The following is an 18,507-nucleotide window of genomic DNA, read 5'->3' on the forward strand; positions in this document are numbered from 1 at the left end:
ATTTAAGTCAAAAATTCTCTGTAATATGACAGCTAAATATTTCAAACTGATGCTGAAAATAACCTACAAAAAACCAAAGCCTGTACAGATATTAAACTTTCGCCCAAAGCACAGACAAAACACCCACAGCTTGAGTTTTTTGCCTTATAATTTAGCCCGCTAGCTATCAGCCCGCTCAAGAGATTTTTGTATGACAACTATTATCAAGCAAGATGACTTGATCACATCGGTTAAAGATGCGCTTCAGTTCATTTCTTACTATCACCCACAAGACTTCATCCAAGCGATGAGCCGTGCGTATGACCGTGAAGAAAACAAAGCAGCAAAAGATGCGATCGCTCAAATCTTAATTAACTCTCGTATGTGTGCAGAAGGTCATCGCCCGATCTGCCAAGATACAGGTATTGTTAACGTATTCGTTGAAGTGGGCATGGACGTTAAATTTGATTTAACGATGAGCTTAGATGATGCGATTAACGAAGGTGTACGCCAAGGTTACCTAGAAAATTCTAACGTACTTCGTGCTTCTGTACTTGCAGACCCTGCATTTGGTCGTAAGAATACCAAAGACAACACCCCTGCTGTGATCTATCACAAACTTGTTCCTGGTAACAAAGTAGATATTACTGTGGCAGCTAAGGGTGGCGGTTCAGAAAACAAATCTAAACTTGCAATGCTTAACCCATCTGATTCAATCGTGGATTGGGTTCTTAAAACTGTTCCGACTATGGGTGCAGGCTGGTGTCCTCCTGGTATGTTGGGTATTGGTATTGGTGGTACTGCAGAAAAAGCCATGATGCTTGCAAAAGAAGCATTAATGGAAGAACTCGACATGGACGAATTACTTCGTCGCGGTCCACAAAGCAAACTTGAAGAACTTCGTATCGAAATCTTCGAAAAAGTAAATGCGCTTGGTATTGGTGCTCAAGGTCTTGGCGGCTTAACAACTGTACTCGACATCAAAATTAAAGATTACCCATGTCACGCTGCAGGCAAACCAGTCGGTATGATTCCGAACTGTGCTGCAACTCGTCATGCACACTTCACGCTTGATGGTTCTGGTATTGCACATATCATGGCGCCTAAACTTGAAGATTACCCAGAAGTGACTTGGGATTCTTCAACGTCTAAACGTGTAGATCTAGACAACATCACGCAAGAAGAAATGAACGCTTGGCAGCCAGGCGACACGCTTCTGCTTAACGGTACCATCTATACAGGTCGTGACGCTGCGCACAAACGTATGGTTGACATGCTAAACAACGGTGAAGAACTTCCTGTTGATCTTAAAGGCAAGTTTATCTACTACGTAGGCCCAGTTGATCCAGTTGGTGACGAAGTTGTAGGCCCTGCAGGTCCAACAACTGCAACGCGTATGGACAAGTTCACACGTCAAGTGCTTGAAGCAACTGGCATGTTCGGTATGATTGGTAAAGCTGATCGTGGTCCTGCTGCTGTTGAAGCAATTAAAGACAATAAAGCAACTTACTTAATGGCTGTGGGCGGCGCTGCATACTTAGTATCGAAAGCCATTCGTGAAGCTGAAGTTGTTGCTTTCGCAGACCTTGGTATGGAAGCAATCTACAAATTTGTCGTTAAAGATATGCCTGTATCTGTAGCAGTTGACGTAAACGGTACTTCTGTACACGCAACTGCACCAAAAATCTGGCAAGCTAAAATTGGTAAAATTCCAGTAGTTGACGCTGCTGCAAAATAATTTTGTCCAGTAAAAAAGCACCCTACAGGGTGCTTTTTTTTGGTCTGCTGTTTTTATTGCCTTATATCGCCAAATCCTTTGTGCTGTATTTAAGACCTGTTATGCTTTTTAGCTTAATAAAAGATAATGCAGATAAAAATATAAGCCGGAAGATGAATAAGATGCGATGGAAATTTAAGATAAAACCCTCGATCTATCGTGCTCTGCTTCTCAGCACGAGTGTATTGATGAGTTCTGCCTTAATGGCTCAACCCGTTCAAGAAAAAACCTTAGATCATTTAATCGAACTTTCTAATTTTACTGGAATGATTGCTCAGTCCAATCAGAATATGCGCCCAATGTTTGATGCACAAGCCGAAGATATTTTGAAAAATAATTTGGGTGTGCTTGAGCTTTCGAGTGAGCAAAAACATGTCGCTCAAAAAATCAGTTTATTGCTACAAAAGACCAATGAAGCAATTATTAGCAATCCTAAATTTTTACACATGATTCGCAAGAACTTCCAACAAACCTATACAGAAGAAGAAGCACAAGCTTATATTCAGTTTCTTAGCACACCAATGGGACAATCGATTAACCGTAAAAGCAGTGTCATGACCAATAATATTCTGCAAGAAACCTTAGCGATTAGTAATGAAATTCTAAACCAACCCTTACAAATGCAGAAATTTAATGAGCAATTGGCTAGCCTCATTCAGCCCCTGCTTTTAAAAAGCAAAAGCTAACTGTTCAGCACAGTCCAAAGCAATCCACTGCACCTTACCAGGTCAGTGGATTCCATAATTTGAATGGCTTCACCAACTGAACATCTGTTTTAGGATCATACTTTTCTGCTTTTAATTTTTGAGCACTGTGTCGAACTTTGCCTCGTTGTTCATCTTGTGCCACAAAGTTATAACTTGACGATTTTCTTTCAGTAAATGCAATTTCACTGCGCCCTGTTTGATCCGACATTAACATTAAAGCACCACTAACCGAACGACGTGTCGCCATGTTTTCTTCATCATATTTAATAAAATATGATTGCCCTGCTTCTACTGTAAAGTCGAGGTACTTGGGTTTTTGAAAGTGATTTACCCCCAATGGCCGACTGGTTGATAATCGATAGTTTCCTGCTGGCAATTCCACCCAATAATAGTGATTGTTTAATAGACTCGGAATACGTTCACTATTGAGAAATAAACTACTCGCAACAATTTCTTGCCGATTCCATTTACTGTCTGGACGGTATAAATACACAATTGCTGCTTGAGAATGCTGTGGCTCTACGGTCTGAAAATGACGGCCTTGTTTTTGATTCACCCAGCCACCAATGGTAAACATACCAAGACGGTATTGTTCCATAATACCAGGTGCTTGCTCTGGATTGACGGATTTTAAGGTTGAGCTTAACGCTGGTTGTTGTTCAACACTTGATTTTCCATGACAGCCCAGCAACGCCAAACTACTTAATATGGTGATATATACAACACGCATGATCATCCCTCACTGCGTTTTTTCTTATTGTCGGCTAACTTTCTTTTAAAACTTCGACTTTTAAAATTATGATGTTTAGGCATCCGCGCCAATCATCTGAGAGTAACATTCAGTTTTTATTTTTTAAATAAAAAACGTGTGAAAAACAGCGTTTTCCACACGTTTCTGACGAATAGCAGGCTTTAAATTTCAAGCCTGTTCGGCCAACTGTTGATTAAGCAGATTTTGAATCAATGACTTTCAAATCTGCTTTTGGTGCGACTTCTTCTTGAGTTTTTGGCTGACGCTCAGCTTTAAACTCAGGTTTCTCTTCACCGTTAATTACAGCTTCATTGACCACAACCGTGCCAACGTCTGTGCGACTTGGCAAGTCATACATGGTTTCAAGTAGTGAATTTTCTAAAATAGAACGTAAACCACGTGCACCCGTATTACGGTCTAATGCTTTTTTAGCCACAGCGCGTAATGCTGAATCTTCAAATACTAAATCAACATTTTCCATATCAAATAAATATTGATATTGACGTGTTAATGCATTTTTAGGTTCTGTCAAAATTTGCATCAATGCTTCTTCATCCAACTCATCTAAAGTAGCAATCACTGGCAAACGACCGATAAATTCAGGAATCAAACCAAATTTAACCAAGTCAGTTGCTTCAACTTGACGGAACAAGTCAGAAAGCTTTTTAGATTCGTCTTTCTTACGCACTTCAGCGGTAAAACCAATACCACCTTTTTCTTGGCGCTGTTGTACAATTTTCTCTAAACCAGAGAATGCACCACCACAAATGAAGAGAATATTCGAAGTATCAATTTGAATAAATTCTTGCTGTGGATGCTTGCGACCACCTTGAGGTGGAATTGACGCAACTGTACCTTCAATCATTTTCAGCAAGGCTTGCTGTACACCTTCACCAGACACGTCACGTGTAATCGACGGGTTCTCTGATTTACGAGTAATTTTGTCAATTTCATCAATATAGATAATGCCTTTTTGGGCTTTTTCTACATCGTAGTCCGCTTTTTGCAAAAGCTTTTGAACAATATTCTCTACGTCTTCACCCACATAGCCTGCTTCAGTTAGTGTTGTTGCATCTGCCATTGCAAATGGAACATCTAACAAACGTGCAAGCGTTTGAGCAAGTAAAGTCTTACCAGAACCTGTTGGACCGACGAGCATGATGTTACTTTTTGAAAGCTCAACGCCATCTTCAGGCTTTTTACCGCTGGTCGAAACTTTCAAACGTTTGTAATGGTTATATACCGCTACAGACAGCGTCTTTTTCGCAACATCTTGACCAATCACATATTGGTCTAAGGCAGCACGGATCTCATGCGGTTTTGGTAATGGCTTAGAAGCCCAATCACTCGAATCAACTTGTTGACTGGTTTGTACTAAGTCTAAGCATACGTCCACACATTCATTACAGATATATGCGTCCTCGCCTGCGATCAGTTTCCCGACTTCAGACTGCGTTTTACCGCAAAATGAACAATGCTTTTGTCCTTGAGGATGTTCGGACATATTCACTCCAATATAAAAATCTTTAAATTTTATGGACGTTTAGATAAAACTTCGTCCACAAGACCATATTCTTTTGCCTGCTGTGCAGTCATAAAGTTATCACGGTCAGTATCTTTTGCTAAACGCTCGTAGTCTTGGCCACTGTGTTCAGCCATTAAACGATTCAAACGTTCTTTAATAAACAGAATTTCACGCGCATGAATCTCAATATCAGATGCTTGACCACGGAAACCACCAAGTGGTTGGTGAATCATCACACGTGCATTTTCAAGGCAATAGCGCTTACCTTTGGCACCAGCATTCAGTAAGAACGCACCCATCGATGCCGCTTGACCCATACAGTAAGTCACCACGTCTGGTTTAATAAACTGCATTGTGTCGTAAATCGCCATACCAGCAGTCACTGAACCGCCCGGTGAGTTGATATACAAATGGATATCTTTATCTGGGTTTTCAGCTTCTAAAAACAACATTTGCGCAACGATTAAGTTCGCCATGTTATCTTCCACTTCACCTGTTAAAAAGATGACGCGTTCGCGCAAAAGGCGCGAGTAAATATCGAAAGAACGTTCGCCGCGTGATGACTGTTCAACCACCATTGGCACAAGTGCGTTTTCAATTGTTGGAACATACATACGTTTATTTATTCCTGAATTTTTCTGAGTTGACCCATATTCACAATATGAGGGATATTTTTCGAAAATGCAAAAGTTTCCCAATTAAATAACAGATATTTTTTGCATAAGCATTGTGAATTTAGGACATATTCCATTGCGCTTTGGCGATAAAAAAAGGCGCTCTAAGCGCCTTTTTTTATTTAGCTAAGAATTAGCCTTGTTGACGAGCTTGTTGCTCTTTCAATAAGTCTTCATAGCTTACTTTTGTATCTGTTACTTTAGCAGACGCTAAGATGTGATCTACAACTTGATCTTCAAGAATAACAGCTTCGATTTGAGCGCGCTGTTGCTTGTCGTTGTTGAAGTATTCAATCACTTCTTTAGGATCTTCGTAAGAAGAAGCCATGTCTTCGATGTATGCATCTACACGTGCAGCATCAACTTCGATTTTAGCTTCAGCTAAAACTTTGCTTACCAATACGCCAAGTTTAACTGCTTTTTCAGCTTGTTCTTTGAACAATTCATCTGGTAGCATGCTTGAGTCAAATGCTTTCGCACCTTGAGCACCAAACTGTTGAGTGAATTGTTGGATCATTTGTTGACGTTGACGATCAATTTCTTGAGTCAACATTGCTTCTGGAAGCTCAACTTCGTTCGCAGCTACAAGGGCATCAAAAGTTGCACCTTTCACTTGGTTGCGAAGACCGTTTTTCACTTCACGTTCCATGTTTTTACGAACGTCAGCTTTAAGTTTTTCAACGCCTTCTTCTTCAGTTAGACCGAAGATTTTAAGGAATTCAGCATCAATTTCTGGAAGCTTTTGTTTTTCAACAAGTTTAACAGTGATTTTGAATTGAGCAGCTTTACCAGCAAGGTTTTCGGCTTGGTAGTCAGCAGGGAAAGTTACATCGATAACTTTTTCTTCGCCTTTCTTCATACCAACGATGCCGTCTTCGAAGCCAGGAATCATGCGACCAGAACCTAAAACAAGTTTAAAGTCTTCTGCAGAACCACCTTCAAATTTTTCGCCATCAACTGAACCTTCGAAATCAAAAGTTACTTGCATGTCTTTTTTAGCCATGCCTTTTGTTTCAGCCCAAGCTGCACGTTGTTTTTGAAGATTTTCAATCATCTTCTCAACGTCTTTGTCATTTACTTCAGTTGCTTTACGTTCAACAGCTAAACCGTCAAATTTAACTTCAACTTCTGGGTAAACTTCTACAGTTGCTTCATAAACTAAAGCATCATCTTTAAGTTCAGACTTTTCGATGTTCGGCATGCCAACAGCGTTGATTTTTTCTTGTTGAATTGCTTCAAACACAGTGTCACGAATAATGTCGTTCACTACTTCTTGGTAAATGCCCGCGCCATATTCACGACGAACAACGTTTACAGGCACTTTACCTTGACGGAAGCCGTTGATCTTCACAGTTTTGGCAGTGCGTTTCAAGCGAGCTTCAAATTGCTCGTTAATACGGCTCGTCGGTACAGATACATTTAAACGACGGGCAACGCCCGAAACCGCTTCAGAAGTTACTTGCATGGCTTCCTCGATATTTTGTTAGTAAAAACAGTTTTTAAAAAAGTGCCACATTATATGACAACATTTCAAGATATACAAAAGCGGATTATAACACCATACATATCAGCATGAAGGATGAACTTTCAGTTTACATAGAATCTAGAAATTACATTTTAAATTGGTTATTTTTTAATTTATTATTGCAAATGATAAACTTTCTCATTATTATTAGCGCGCAACTTCTTAACTGATTGTTTTTTTTTATTTTATTTAGCGGATTTTTACCATGGGACATATTAAAAACCATAAAAGGCGTGCTCACTTAGCAGCCACTTCACTTATTAGCATTTCATCCCCCCTAGCTTTTGCTAGTGATGATAAAAATGTGCAACAGATGGATAAGATCACTGTTGTTACTGAGCAACAAGATAGCTATTACATTAAAGAATCCAGTAATACCAAAATAACGACGCCTTTATTAGACACTGCACGTACGATCAATATTATTTCTAAAAAAGAGATTGATGAACGTGGCGCAACGTCTTTACAAGATATTCTACGCACAACCCCTGGTGTCACTTTAGGTGCTGGCGAAGGTGGTACGCCTATGGGCGACCGTCCATTTATTCGTGGCTATGAGGCGAGTACTGACATTTTAATTGATGGTATGCGTGATTTTGCCCGTGGTTCACACGAGGCTTTTAATCTCGAAGCTGTCGAGGTGACTAAAGGGCCAGGTTCTGTGTATTCAGGTCGTGGTTCGACAGGCGGCACCATTAACCTCATTACTAAAAAACCTAAAGATCGTACTGAATCTGAAGTGACGTCGGAATATCAAAATTCAGGTAAAGGCCAAACCAAATATCGCTTTACCACTGACAATAATGTGGTGTTAAGTGATCATATTGCAGTTCGTTTGAATGCCATGCTCGATCAAGGCGAAGTCGCACGCCGTAATGGCGTCGATGTTGACCGTTGGGGCATTGCACCCACCATTACATTTGGCTTGAATACCCCTACACGCGTCACCGCTGGCTACAGTCGTTTAGAGTTTAACGATACCCCAGATATGGGTTTACCATTTAGCAATGCTAAAAATCCAGATCGTAAGACCCCAATTGAAACGATGCCATTTGAAACTAACTTTGGCCGACCAGACATCGACTTTAGAAACTATACATCTGAAAGTTTCGACTTAAGTCTCCAACATGATTTCAATGAAAAATTTAAACTCAATTTTGTTGCTCGTGATTTAGAAACGATCCAAGATTATTTCTTTACGCGTTTAAGTTTTGGCTGTGCAGCCAGCAGTGGTACAGCATGTGAAACTGAATCCAATGGTTTAACGTATGAGCGTAATGATCGTACGTCTTACCGTACCAGTCATGTCAATAGTGCACAAATCAATTTACAAGGCGAATTCAATACTGGGGCGATTAAACATAATTTGGTCACAGGAGTGGATTACAGCAAAGAGCGTATTGGCAATAAGACCATGACCGTCACTGGTGCAGGTCGTGAGGTGACTGATTTCTATAATCCAACCAATCCAGCACATCCTAATTTCAACATTGCTTATGGTGACCATGCAAAAGCTGGTGAAATTAAAAACTTAGGTGTTTACGTCACAGATACTATTGGTCTCAATGATAAATTGGACTTAAATCTTGGTATCCGTTTTGATGATTATGAATCGACTAACTTTAAAGATACTGTTTCAGACAATTTAGTGAGCTATCAAGTTGGTTCAATTTTCAAAATTACACCAAATGGTCGTTTATATGCGAACTATGCAACATCACTGAATCCAAGTGGTGATAACTTAGGTCAAGCTGGCGGTGCAGATGGTGTCTCAAGTGGTAACCGTTTAGCAGACAATATTGATCCTGAAAAAAGTCGCAGTATTGAAATTGGTACAAAATGGGAGCTGTTTAATCAACGTTTAGGCTTAAACGCTGCGCTATTTGAAACGCGTAAAACCAATGCACGATCAACAGACCCACAGGGCATCGTCACCATTGATGGTGAAAACCGTGTTCGTGGTATTGAATTGAGTGCAACAGGCAAACTTACACCGCGTTGGGATATTTCCGCAGGTTATAGCTATTTAGATAGTGAGCTATTAGATGGTGGTTATGTGAATGCAGGAACAAGTGCTGCACCTAACTATGTAACTAACCCATCTAATGGCAACCAGTTAAAATTCATTGCTAAACACAATGCAAATTTGTGGACCACGTACCAAGTGATGGACAAATTCACTGTCGGTGGCGGTGCAACCTACATGGGTAAACGCTTCGTTGATGATAGTAACGACTACTACCTACCCGATCACTTACGTTTAGATGCCTTTGCGAGTTATCAACTTATGCCTGAATTTGGTTTGCAATTGAATGTTAACAATATTACTAATGAACGTATTTATGATGCGTCTCACGTTGGCGTTTTCTCAACAGTCGCACCAGGCCGTTCATTCTCTGTAAAAGGTACATATCGTTTTTAAAAATTTGTACTAAGCACACAAAAGGATGCTCATTTTAGGTTGAGCATCCTTTTTCCACACCACATCTCAAATCTTATATTGTTCAATACTTTCCGGACTTCTTCTTTTGTATGAAGATAGTACTGGAAATCATTCATAATTAATTTCAATAAATAGTTTGTTTTTTAATCTAAATAATCAATATCTATTAAAATCAGTGGATTGTTTACATATTATTACACTATTTCATCTTATATATAGATTATATATTACTAATCTATTGTCAAAAACAATAGCAAAGACAAGTAAAAACAAATAAGAATTATTATTATTCGCAAACTAATTCACAACTATATTTTCAGGGTTGAAATGGCTTTCATTAAAACACGTAAGAAAATTGTTTCTTCTGCAATTGCTTCGTCTCTCTCTGTTATTGCAATGAATGCTGTTGCACAAGAACAAGTCACTACACTTGAAACCATTCATCAAGATGTTCAAGCTGAGCAAAAACAAAGCTTAAAAGTAGATAAATCAGCGAACACAAAATATGTTGCACCACTACTCGATACACCAAAATCAGTATCGGTAATTTCTAAGCAATTGATTGAAGATACTCAAGTTACAACGTTAAGTGATGCTTTACGTAATGTTCCTGGTATTACCCTAGGTGCAGGTGAAGGTGGCAACCCGAATGGTGACCGTCCATTTATCCGTGGCTTCAATTCTGAAAGCTCAATGTATGTCGATGGTGTTCGTAGTGCTACATCACAAAACCGTGAAATGTTTGCTGTTGAGCAAGTTGAAGTAACCAAAGGTTCTGCATCTGCAATGGGTGGCGCAGGTACAACTGGCGGTAGCATCAACATGATTTCTAAAGTGGCTAAAAAAGGTGACTCTTTAGAAGGTTCTGTTGGCGCAGGTACAGATAATTACCAACGTATTACCTTAGATGGCAACAAAGACTTTGGTAATGGTATTGCAACACGCGTAGCTCTCATGGGCCATCATAATAATAAAGCAGGCCAAGGTGATGATGGTGCTGAATATGCACGTGTGGGTATTGCGCCAAGTATTACTTTTGGTTTGGATACCCCGACTCGTGCCACTGTAAGCTACTATTATTTAAAATCTGATGATACCCCTGATTCAGGTGTCCCATATCAATATGACACATCTAAATTAGTAACTGCAGGTAAACCTGTAGATGTTCCGCAAGGTATTTATTATGGTTGGAAAAATCGCGATTTCCAAAAACAAGAAAACCAAATTGGCACACTTAAACTTGAACACGATTTAACTGATAATTTAACCATCAGCAATGTCGCTCAGTACTCGAATTCAAAAAATAATTATGTATGGACACAGCCAGATGACTCACAGGGCAACGTTGCTCAAGGTGAAGTATGGCGTCGCTCAAACTCAAAAATTACTGATACCAACACATTTACAGATCAGCTGTCTTTAACTGGTAAGTTGAATACTGGCTCACTGGTTCATTCTTTTAATACAGGTGTTGAATACAGCAAACAAGATTCTGACCGTGGTGGATATACATTAAACGATACTACTGCTAACGGATCTAATCCTAATAGCGGTACATCTCAATGGAACGTTAAACCAGGTGGTACGCTTGGTGCATGTGCAAATTCTGGCATGGGTATTGGTGCAGACTCTAACTACTGGTGTACTTCTCTTAACAATCCAAACTCGAATGATCCATGGCTAGGTAGCATCACTGCAAATCCAAAAACTTCGAATGTTACGACCAAAAATACTTCTGTCTATGCATTAGATAGTATCAAAATTAATCCACAATGGATTTTGGATTTAGGCATCCGCTGGGATAAATTTGAAACAAATCTAAATAATTACGCAACCAATAAAAGTTATTCATCAGATAACGACTTTTTCAACTATCAAGCTGGCGTGACATTTAAGCCAGTAGAAAATGGTTCGATCTATGCAAGTTTTGCAACTTCATCTAATCCAATTGGTGTAGATGCAGGTGATGGTTCTGAAGGCTTAAGTACCCCAGGTGGCCGTGGTCCAACTGAAGAACAAGCAATTGCAAACAACAATCTCAAACCTGAAGATGTCCACACAATGGAAATCGGTACGAAATGGGATCTGTTCAATGAAAAATTGAATTTAACTGCTACTATTTTCCGTACTGAAAAAACAAATACCCGTGCAACAGATACGGATGGCTACACTCGTAATATTGGTGAAACACGTGTAGACGGTCTTGAGCTTGGCGTTAATGGTAATATCACTAACAAATGGGCAGTTTCTGCAGGCTATACATATTTAGACAGTACAATTGTTGATGATGGTCCAAAAGACAGCAATGAAGGCAATCAAGTTCAAAACGTTGCAAAAAACTCCGCAACTCTTTGGACAACATATGCATTTACCCCATCATTTACCCTCGGCGCTGGTGCAGTAGCAATGGATAAAGTTTATGGCGATGCTGCAAATACGAAATTTGTTCCAGGTTATGTACGCTACGATGCAATGGCACGTTATAACGTCAATAAAAATGTTGATTTGCAGTTAAACGTAAACAACCTTTCTGACAAACGTTATTTCACTAAAGCATACGCATCTCACTATGCAACAGAAGCTGAAGGCCGTAGTGCTGTACTTTCTGTGAACTTCAAATACTAAGTTCAATATCAATCCATCTCAATGTATTCAACAACGCCCCTTTTCACAGGGGCGTTGTTGTCTTTGCGCCATAAGATTCGCGCCTAAAAACCAAACTTTATGGTTTTTTCTAATTAACTCGCTGTTCTTAAGCAAGAATTCCCTCACATTACGCACAAATTAATATTGATAACTATTATCATTATCAATACAATTCACAGCAATTGTTACAGGCCATAACAATCCCTCCATTGTATCTTCATCATATATGTCATCACGAAGTATCAATGTCGCTTTCCTTATAAAATCAGGACTTAGAAATGGCACAGATTAAAAGCCGAAAACACAAAAATACAGTTTCAATGGTCGCGTTAGCCGCAGCCTTGCCACTGGCGGCTCAAGCTGCAACAGCTGAATCAAATTCAGTACAGCTTCCAACCATTAATGTTAAAGCTGCAGCAGAAAATAATTATAAAAAAGAAAAAGTCAGCTCTGCCAAATTTACTCAACCCTTACTCAATACCACACAGACGGTTGCTGTCATCCCCCAAGCGGTACTTAAAGAACAAAATGCCACAACCTTGACCGAAGCTTTACGTAATGTACCTGGCGTAGGAACATTTTCATTGGGTGAAAATGGCCGTATGAATACAGGCGATGCCGTAACCATGCGTGGCTTTGACACAGCAAACAGTATTTTTATTGATGGCGTACGTGATTTGGGCAACGTCACACGCGACATGTTCAACTACGAGCAAATTGAAGTCTTTAAAGGCCCTGCGGGGACGGATAATGGCCGTACAGCGGCATCAGGCTCCATTAACCTCTCGACTAAACATGCCAAACTCGAAGACTCAAATAGTGCAACATTAGGTTTCGGCTCCGATAAATACACGCGCGCAACAGCCGATTTAAATAAAAAAATCAATGAAACAACTGCACTTCGTGTCAATATGATGGGCGAAAATGCCGACGGAATTGGTCGTGACGGTGTAGAAAATAAAAAATGGGCACTAGCATCTTCATTAGGCTTTGGTTTAGGCACAGATTTACGCGTATTTTTAGACTATCTTCATACAGAGCAAGATAATAAATTAGATGGTGGTATTCCTACTGTTGGCCTAAACGGTTTTAATGCAAATAACAGCACTAATGCCAGCATCAAAAGCTTGGCTAAGTATTTAAATAACCACAAAGTTAATACGTCAAATTATTACGGTGCTCCTGAAGATTTTGACGATGTCAGTGCCGATATGGTCACTGCACGTATCGAATATGATCTATCCGATAAAACCAAGTTAACCAATACCACACGTTGGGGCCAAACCAAACATCAATATTTAACGTCATTCTCTGGCAACGCTTATACCACTACAAATCCATCAGATCCTACTGACGGTTCGTCTATTCAAGTTTCAGGCAGCACCAACAACAGTGATACTGAAAATAAAATCATGACGAACCAAACTAGCTTAGTCACAGAATTCAATACAGGAACACTTCAGCATACCTTAAGTACAGGTGTTGAATTTACCCGTGAAGATATGAAAACCTTTGGTTGGACAGGCGCAATTACGGGTACGAGCTCACTGTATAATCCCTCTGGAACGGTACATTCAACCTTAACGCGCAATAAAGCCGCGGATACCAAAGGCCGAATGGATACATCCTCTATTTTTGCTTTTGACACAGTACAACTGTCACCAAAATTTTCGGTCAACGCTGGTATCCGCCTAGACCATTACAAAATGCAAGGTTACTCTTCTTCTGCTAGTTTCAGTGATGATGGCAATCTATTTAACTGGAAAGCAGGTGCGCTGTTTAAGCCAACCGAAAATGGTAGTCTGTACGCCAACTATGCTGTGCAACAGCAACAACCAGGCACTATTACAGGCGGTGATGGTATTGGTAATGCCAACATTTTTGCACCATCAACCTCTGCAAGTAGCAATAATAATCTTGATTTTGATCCACAACAGATTGAAACCATTGAAGTGGGAAGCAAATGGGAGTTCTTTGACAACCGCTTATTACTCACAGGTGCGCTATTCCAAACTGAAGTCACCAAAGAAATTGAAAAAGATGATAATGGCGGTTATTACCAAACGGGTAAAAAATCCGTTAAAGGTATTGAGTTAGGTGCGATTGGTAACATTAATGATTATTGGAAGATCATTGCAGGCTACACCCATCAAAAAACTGAAATTGATAATGTTACACATGTCAGCTCTGGCAGCCTGACTTCTGCCGATGGTTCCAATAACATTCCATTTACCCCGTCAGATGCTTTCACGCTGTGGACCACCTATACAATGGATAAATGGAGCATTGGTAGTGGTGCACGTTACAATGGCGAAATGAAAAAAAGTAAAGATGGTAATACCGTTGGCCCTGCTGTAATTCCAGATTATTGGGTTCTGGATTCAATGGTCAGCTATCAAGCAACACCTAATATTGGTGTTCAGTTAAATATTAACAACTTACTTGATGAAGATTATATTGCAAGTATCAACCGTGGTGGCCTACGTTATACGGCAGGTGCTGAACGTAATTATCGTCTTACATTTAATTTTAAATTCTAATTTTCCATAAAATTAAAAGCCTTAATCTTGAATTGGGGCTTTTTTTATTTATGCTTATCCTTAACCGAAAAATTTAACTGCTAGGTGCTTGCCATGTTGCTTCATGTTCCCAATGTGCTTTCTAAAGTGCAAGTCCAATCTATTCGCCAAGCTATGGCAGAAGACAACCAATGGGTATCTGGCAAAAAAACAGCAGGCGGACAAGCACAGCTCATCAAAGACAACTTACAAATCAATACCAGTAGCGAGCTATATCAAGAACTGAGTACCTTTGTTCAACAGCACATTCAAAGTAGCCTACTGGTGCAATCATTTGCACTGCCCAAAGACATTTTGCCTCCAATGTTCAATCGCTATGAAAATTCGGGGCATTATGGCAACCATGTCGACAATGCTGTGCATTTTTATGCCGAAAAAAATAAATCTGTGCGTACCGATGTTTCTATGACCGTCTTTCTCTCTGAACCCGATGAATATGAGGGCGGTGAATTGATCATTGAAGACACATACGGCGCACATGAAGTCAAACTCGATGCTGGCGATGCTATTGTGTATCCAGCAACCAGCCTACACCGTGTTGAGCCAGTCACTCAAGGTGCGCGTATTGCTGCTTTTACATGGCTGCAAAGTATGGTGAAGGATGACTGGCAACGGGCCATGTTGTTTAATTTAGACATGACCATTATTCAATTGCGTCAAAAGCTGGGCGACTGCGAAGAAACCGTACAATTAACCAGCCATTATCATAACCTGATTCGTCAATGGGCCGAACTATGAGCCAAGCATCAATTTTGCCACCACTGACCCAAATTCCTCCCTACTTACAGACTGTTGCAGACTATGAGCGCCAAGCACAACTGCATTTATTCGACATGGTTTGGCAATATCTCCAAGGCGGTGCCATGGATGAAGTCAGTGTGCGCTCGAATCTTTCAGCGTTTGACCACATTCAACTGATGCCTCGCCTGCTACAAGACCTCACCCACGGCCATACCGAATGTGAAATCTTCGGGCAACGTTATCCGCATCCCATCTTTGTCGCACCGATTGGGCACCAACAGCAATTTCATCCCGAAGCGGAAGCTGCCACTGCACTGGCTGCAGAAGTTTTGGGAAGCAATATGGTATTGAGCACCTTTACTAATACCGACATGCGTGAACTGAATGCAGACAATCCGCGCAAATGGTTTCAACTGTACTGGCAAGGTGAACGCAGCAAATCCTTAGATTTAGTCAAAATGGCTGAAGCGCACAATTACAGTGCCATTGTAGTGACAGTGGACTCCCCCCATACAGGCATCCGTGACCGCGAGCGTCGGGTATTTTTCCATTTACCTGAAGGTATGCAACACCCGCATACCCCTGCGCACATTCCACTGCCAGAATTACAAGAAGGTGATCACCCTGTATTTCAAGGGCTCATGAAAATTGCGCCGACTTGGCAAGACATTGCTTGGTTGGTTCAACAGACCCACCTCCCCGTTGTGTTAAAGGGTGTACTCAATCCAATGGATGCCCAACTTGCAATACAACATGGTGTACAAGGATTAATTGTGTCGAATCATGGTGGCCGTGTTTTAGATACCAGTATTACACCACTCACCGCGCTCAAACTCATTAAACAGGTGGTGCCAGCTGATTTTCCATTGCTTTATGATGGTGGAATTCGCCGTGGTTCTGACGTCTTTAAAGCGATTGCCCTTGGCGCCTCAGCGGTGTTGGTCGGTCGTCCTGTGATTTATGGCTTAGCCACTGCAGGCGCATTAGGTGTGGCACATGTGCTGAAAATTCTGAAAGAAGAATTTGAAATTACCATGGCTTTAATGGGAACAGCCCGCATAGATGAGATTAACCAAGATTATATTTTTCAAAAATAGCCATTTTATAGAGAATTTTTCTCTATAAATCCCTGCTCATTGCAAAAATAGGAAAATATTTTCGGAATAAGTGGATTAATATTTATTTATAAATTTGCATGATCTGCGGTAAATCTAAGTCAACGTAACTTCACATGAAATTTTGATACTTTTGGCTAAATCTTCCGACTTCATACTTGTAAATTGATACCATAGACACAATCTATATTAGTAGTACCTAATGTTATCTACGCCCTAACATATAGTGGCTACGACAAGGAGTTACCTCATGATGTTGGCTGATCCAAGTAAAAAATATCGTCGCATGTATCAACGTGTAGACTTACCAGACCGTCAATGGCCGAATAACGAAATTACGAAAGCGCCAATTTGGATGAGCACCGACCTGCGTGACGGTAACCAAGCGATTTTTGAACCAATGAACATGGAACAAAAATTTAAAATGTTCCAAATGTTGGTGAAAATTGGTTTCAAACATATTGAAATTGGCTTCCCATCTGCATCTCAAATCGATTTCGATTTCACGCGTAAATTGATTGAAGAAAACCATATTCCTGATGATGTTTATATCGAAGTTTTGGTTCAAGCACGTGATCATTTAATCCAACGTACTTTCGAATCTTTACAAGGTGCAAAACGTGCAATTGTGCATATCTACAACTCAAACTCTCCGACTTTCCGTAATAAAGTCTTAAATGTAGATGTTGAAGGTGCAAAACAATTAGCGATTAATGCAGCAACCAAAGTTAAAGAATACGCAGCAAAACAACCTGAAACTGAATTTGTATTCCAATACAGCCCAGAGTGTTTTACTGCAACTGAATTAGAAGTTGCGAAAGATGTCTGCGATGCTGTGACTGAAATTTGGGAAGCATCTCCAGACAATAAAGTCATTTTGAACTTACCTGCAACAGTCGAAGTGTCAGGTCCAAACGTCTATGCAGACCAAGTCGAATGGATGCACCGCAATATTCAGCGCCGTGATGGTGTGATCATTTCTGTACACTGCCATAACGACCGTGGCTGTGGTATTGCTGCCTCTGAACTTGCCATTATGGCGGGTGCAGACCGTGTAGAAGGCTGTGTATTTGGCAATGGCGAACGTACAGGTAACGTCGATGTGGCGGCAATTGCATTGAACATGTACACCCAAGGCGTTGCACCAAACTTAGATTTCTCAAATATCAATGAAGTGATTGCAACCGTTGAAGAATGCACAGGCTTGCCTGTACACCCACGCCATCCGTATGCAGGCGACTTGGTATTTACTGCATTCTCTGGCTCACACCAAGATGCAATCAAAAAAGGTTTCGAGTTCCAAAAGAACGAAGAAATTTGGGACATGCCATACTTACCTATCGATCCAAAAGACTTGGGTCGTGACTATGATGCAGTTATCCGTGTGAACTCACAGTCTGGTAAAGGCGGTATCGCTTACTTGTTAGAGTCTAACTACAACGTGGTGTTGCCACGTCGTTTACAAATTGAATTCTCGCAAGTAGTACAACAAAAAACTGATGAAGATGGTACTGAGATTTCAGCACAAGCAATTTGGTCATTGTTTAAAGATACCTATGTCGCAACAGCAGATGCCCATTATGTGGCGCAAAACTACCGCTTACATGACAACAACGGTAAGCAAGTGATTGAGCTAGATATTGAAGTAAATGGTGAAACACAACAATTGCGCGGTGAAGGCAACGGCCCTATTTCTGCAATCTTGAATGCATTGCAGTTACCAATTGATGTCTTAAACTATGAAGAACGCAGTATTAGCTCTGGCGCACATGCAAAAGCATTGGCATTAATTGAGCTTCAAGTGAAAGGTTCGGGTAAAGCTGCCTTTGGTGCAGGTGTACACGACAACATCGTAACTGCATCAATCGAAGCAATTATTGCCAGCACCAACCGCTTAATTGATCAAGGCGTATTGAGCTTAGATCAGGTGATTGCAGCGACTGCTTAAGTCCAATCACGGATAGGCTACATAAGGATTTCACATCAAAATGTAGCCTATAGCTCTTTATCACATAAAACAATTTTAAAAGGATACCCCCAAGTGG

General features: G+C 40.5%; 12 protein-coding genes. 8 read left to right on the top strand and 4 right to left on the bottom strand.

Annotation, left to right across the window (positions count from 1 at the left end; all coding sequences use genetic code 11):
- The first annotated feature begins 190 nt into the window (after positions 1–190).
- Both C9E88_RS13835 and C9E88_RS13840 read left to right on the top strand, forming a co-directional pair.
- A complete protein-coding gene (locus tag C9E88_RS13835) occupies positions 191–1,717 on the top strand; it encodes a fumarate hydratase (protein WP_106985152.1) in 1,527 nt (508 codons plus the stop codon).
- A gap of 227 nt (positions 1,718–1,944) precedes the next feature.
- Positions 1,945–2,442, top strand: coding sequence for a DUF2059 domain-containing protein (locus C9E88_RS13840; RefSeq protein ID WP_227865810.1), 498 nt, complete (start codon positions 1,945–1,947; stop codon positions 2,440–2,442).
- A gap of 34 nt (positions 2,443–2,476) precedes the next feature.
- Here C9E88_RS13840 and C9E88_RS13845 read toward each other — a convergent pair whose 3' ends face one another.
- The 4 genes from C9E88_RS13845 to tig form a co-directional block, all read right to left on the bottom strand.
- On the bottom strand, positions 2,477–3,193 hold the full coding sequence (locus C9E88_RS13845; RefSeq protein ID WP_106985151.1) for a DUF2846 domain-containing protein: 717 nt from the start codon (positions 3,191–3,193) through the stop codon (positions 2,477–2,479).
- Between the two features lie 214 nt (positions 3,194–3,407).
- The gene (gene clpX, locus C9E88_RS13850; RefSeq protein WP_106985150.1) at positions 3,408–4,718 is read right to left on the bottom strand and encodes an ATP-dependent protease ATP-binding subunit ClpX; all 1,311 of its coding nucleotides are present in this window, start codon (positions 4,716–4,718) and stop codon (positions 3,408–3,410) included.
- A gap of 29 nt (positions 4,719–4,747) precedes the next feature.
- Positions 4,748–5,353 (bottom strand): ATP-dependent Clp endopeptidase proteolytic subunit ClpP, encoded by a 606-nt coding sequence (gene clpP, locus C9E88_RS13855; protein WP_067666729.1) that lies wholly within the window; start codon positions 5,351–5,353, stop codon positions 4,748–4,750.
- 193 nt (positions 5,354–5,546) lie between these two features.
- Positions 5,547–6,878, bottom strand: coding sequence for a trigger factor (tig, locus tag C9E88_RS13860; protein ID WP_106985149.1), 1,332 nt, complete (start codon positions 6,876–6,878; stop codon positions 5,547–5,549).
- Positions 6,879–7,251: 373 nt separating this feature from the next.
- On the opposite strand from tig, the gene C9E88_RS13865 reads away from it, so the two are divergent.
- The 6 genes from C9E88_RS13865 (at position 7,252) to leuA (ending at position 18,410) form a co-directional block, all read left to right on the top strand.
- The gene (locus C9E88_RS13865; protein WP_227865812.1) at positions 7,252–9,360 is read left to right on the top strand and encodes a TonB-dependent receptor; all 2,109 of its coding nucleotides are present in this window, start codon (positions 7,252–7,254) and stop codon (positions 9,358–9,360) included.
- A 348-nt stretch (positions 9,361–9,708) separates the two neighbouring features.
- Entirely contained in the window at positions 9,709–12,006 is a 2,298-nt protein-coding gene (locus C9E88_RS13870) for a TonB-dependent receptor (protein ID WP_106985147.1), read from the top strand.
- Between the two features lie 299 nt (positions 12,007–12,305).
- Entirely contained in the window at positions 12,306–14,567 is a 2,262-nt protein-coding gene (locus tag C9E88_RS13875) for a TonB-dependent siderophore receptor (protein WP_106985146.1), read from the top strand.
- A gap of 93 nt (positions 14,568–14,660) precedes the next feature.
- The gene (locus tag C9E88_RS13880; RefSeq protein ID WP_106985145.1) at positions 14,661–15,344 is read left to right on the top strand and encodes a Fe2+-dependent dioxygenase; all 684 of its coding nucleotides are present in this window, start codon (positions 14,661–14,663) and stop codon (positions 15,342–15,344) included.
- Positions 15,341–16,444: an alpha-hydroxy acid oxidase gene (locus C9E88_RS13885; RefSeq protein WP_106985144.1), complete on the top strand. Its 1,104-nt coding sequence runs from the start codon at positions 15,341–15,343 to the stop codon at positions 16,442–16,444. The genes C9E88_RS13880 and C9E88_RS13885 overlap by 4 nt, the downstream gene beginning before the upstream one ends.
- A 268-nt stretch (positions 16,445–16,712) precedes the next feature.
- Positions 16,713–18,410, top strand: a complete 1,698-nt coding sequence (gene leuA, locus C9E88_RS13890) for a 2-isopropylmalate synthase (protein WP_106985143.1) — start codon at positions 16,713–16,715, stop codon at positions 18,408–18,410.
- Positions 18,411–18,507: the final 97 nt, after the last annotated feature.

This window comes from Acinetobacter cumulans (assembly GCF_003024525.3).
Classification (GTDB): domain Bacteria; phylum Pseudomonadota; class Gammaproteobacteria; order Pseudomonadales; family Moraxellaceae; genus Acinetobacter; species Acinetobacter cumulans.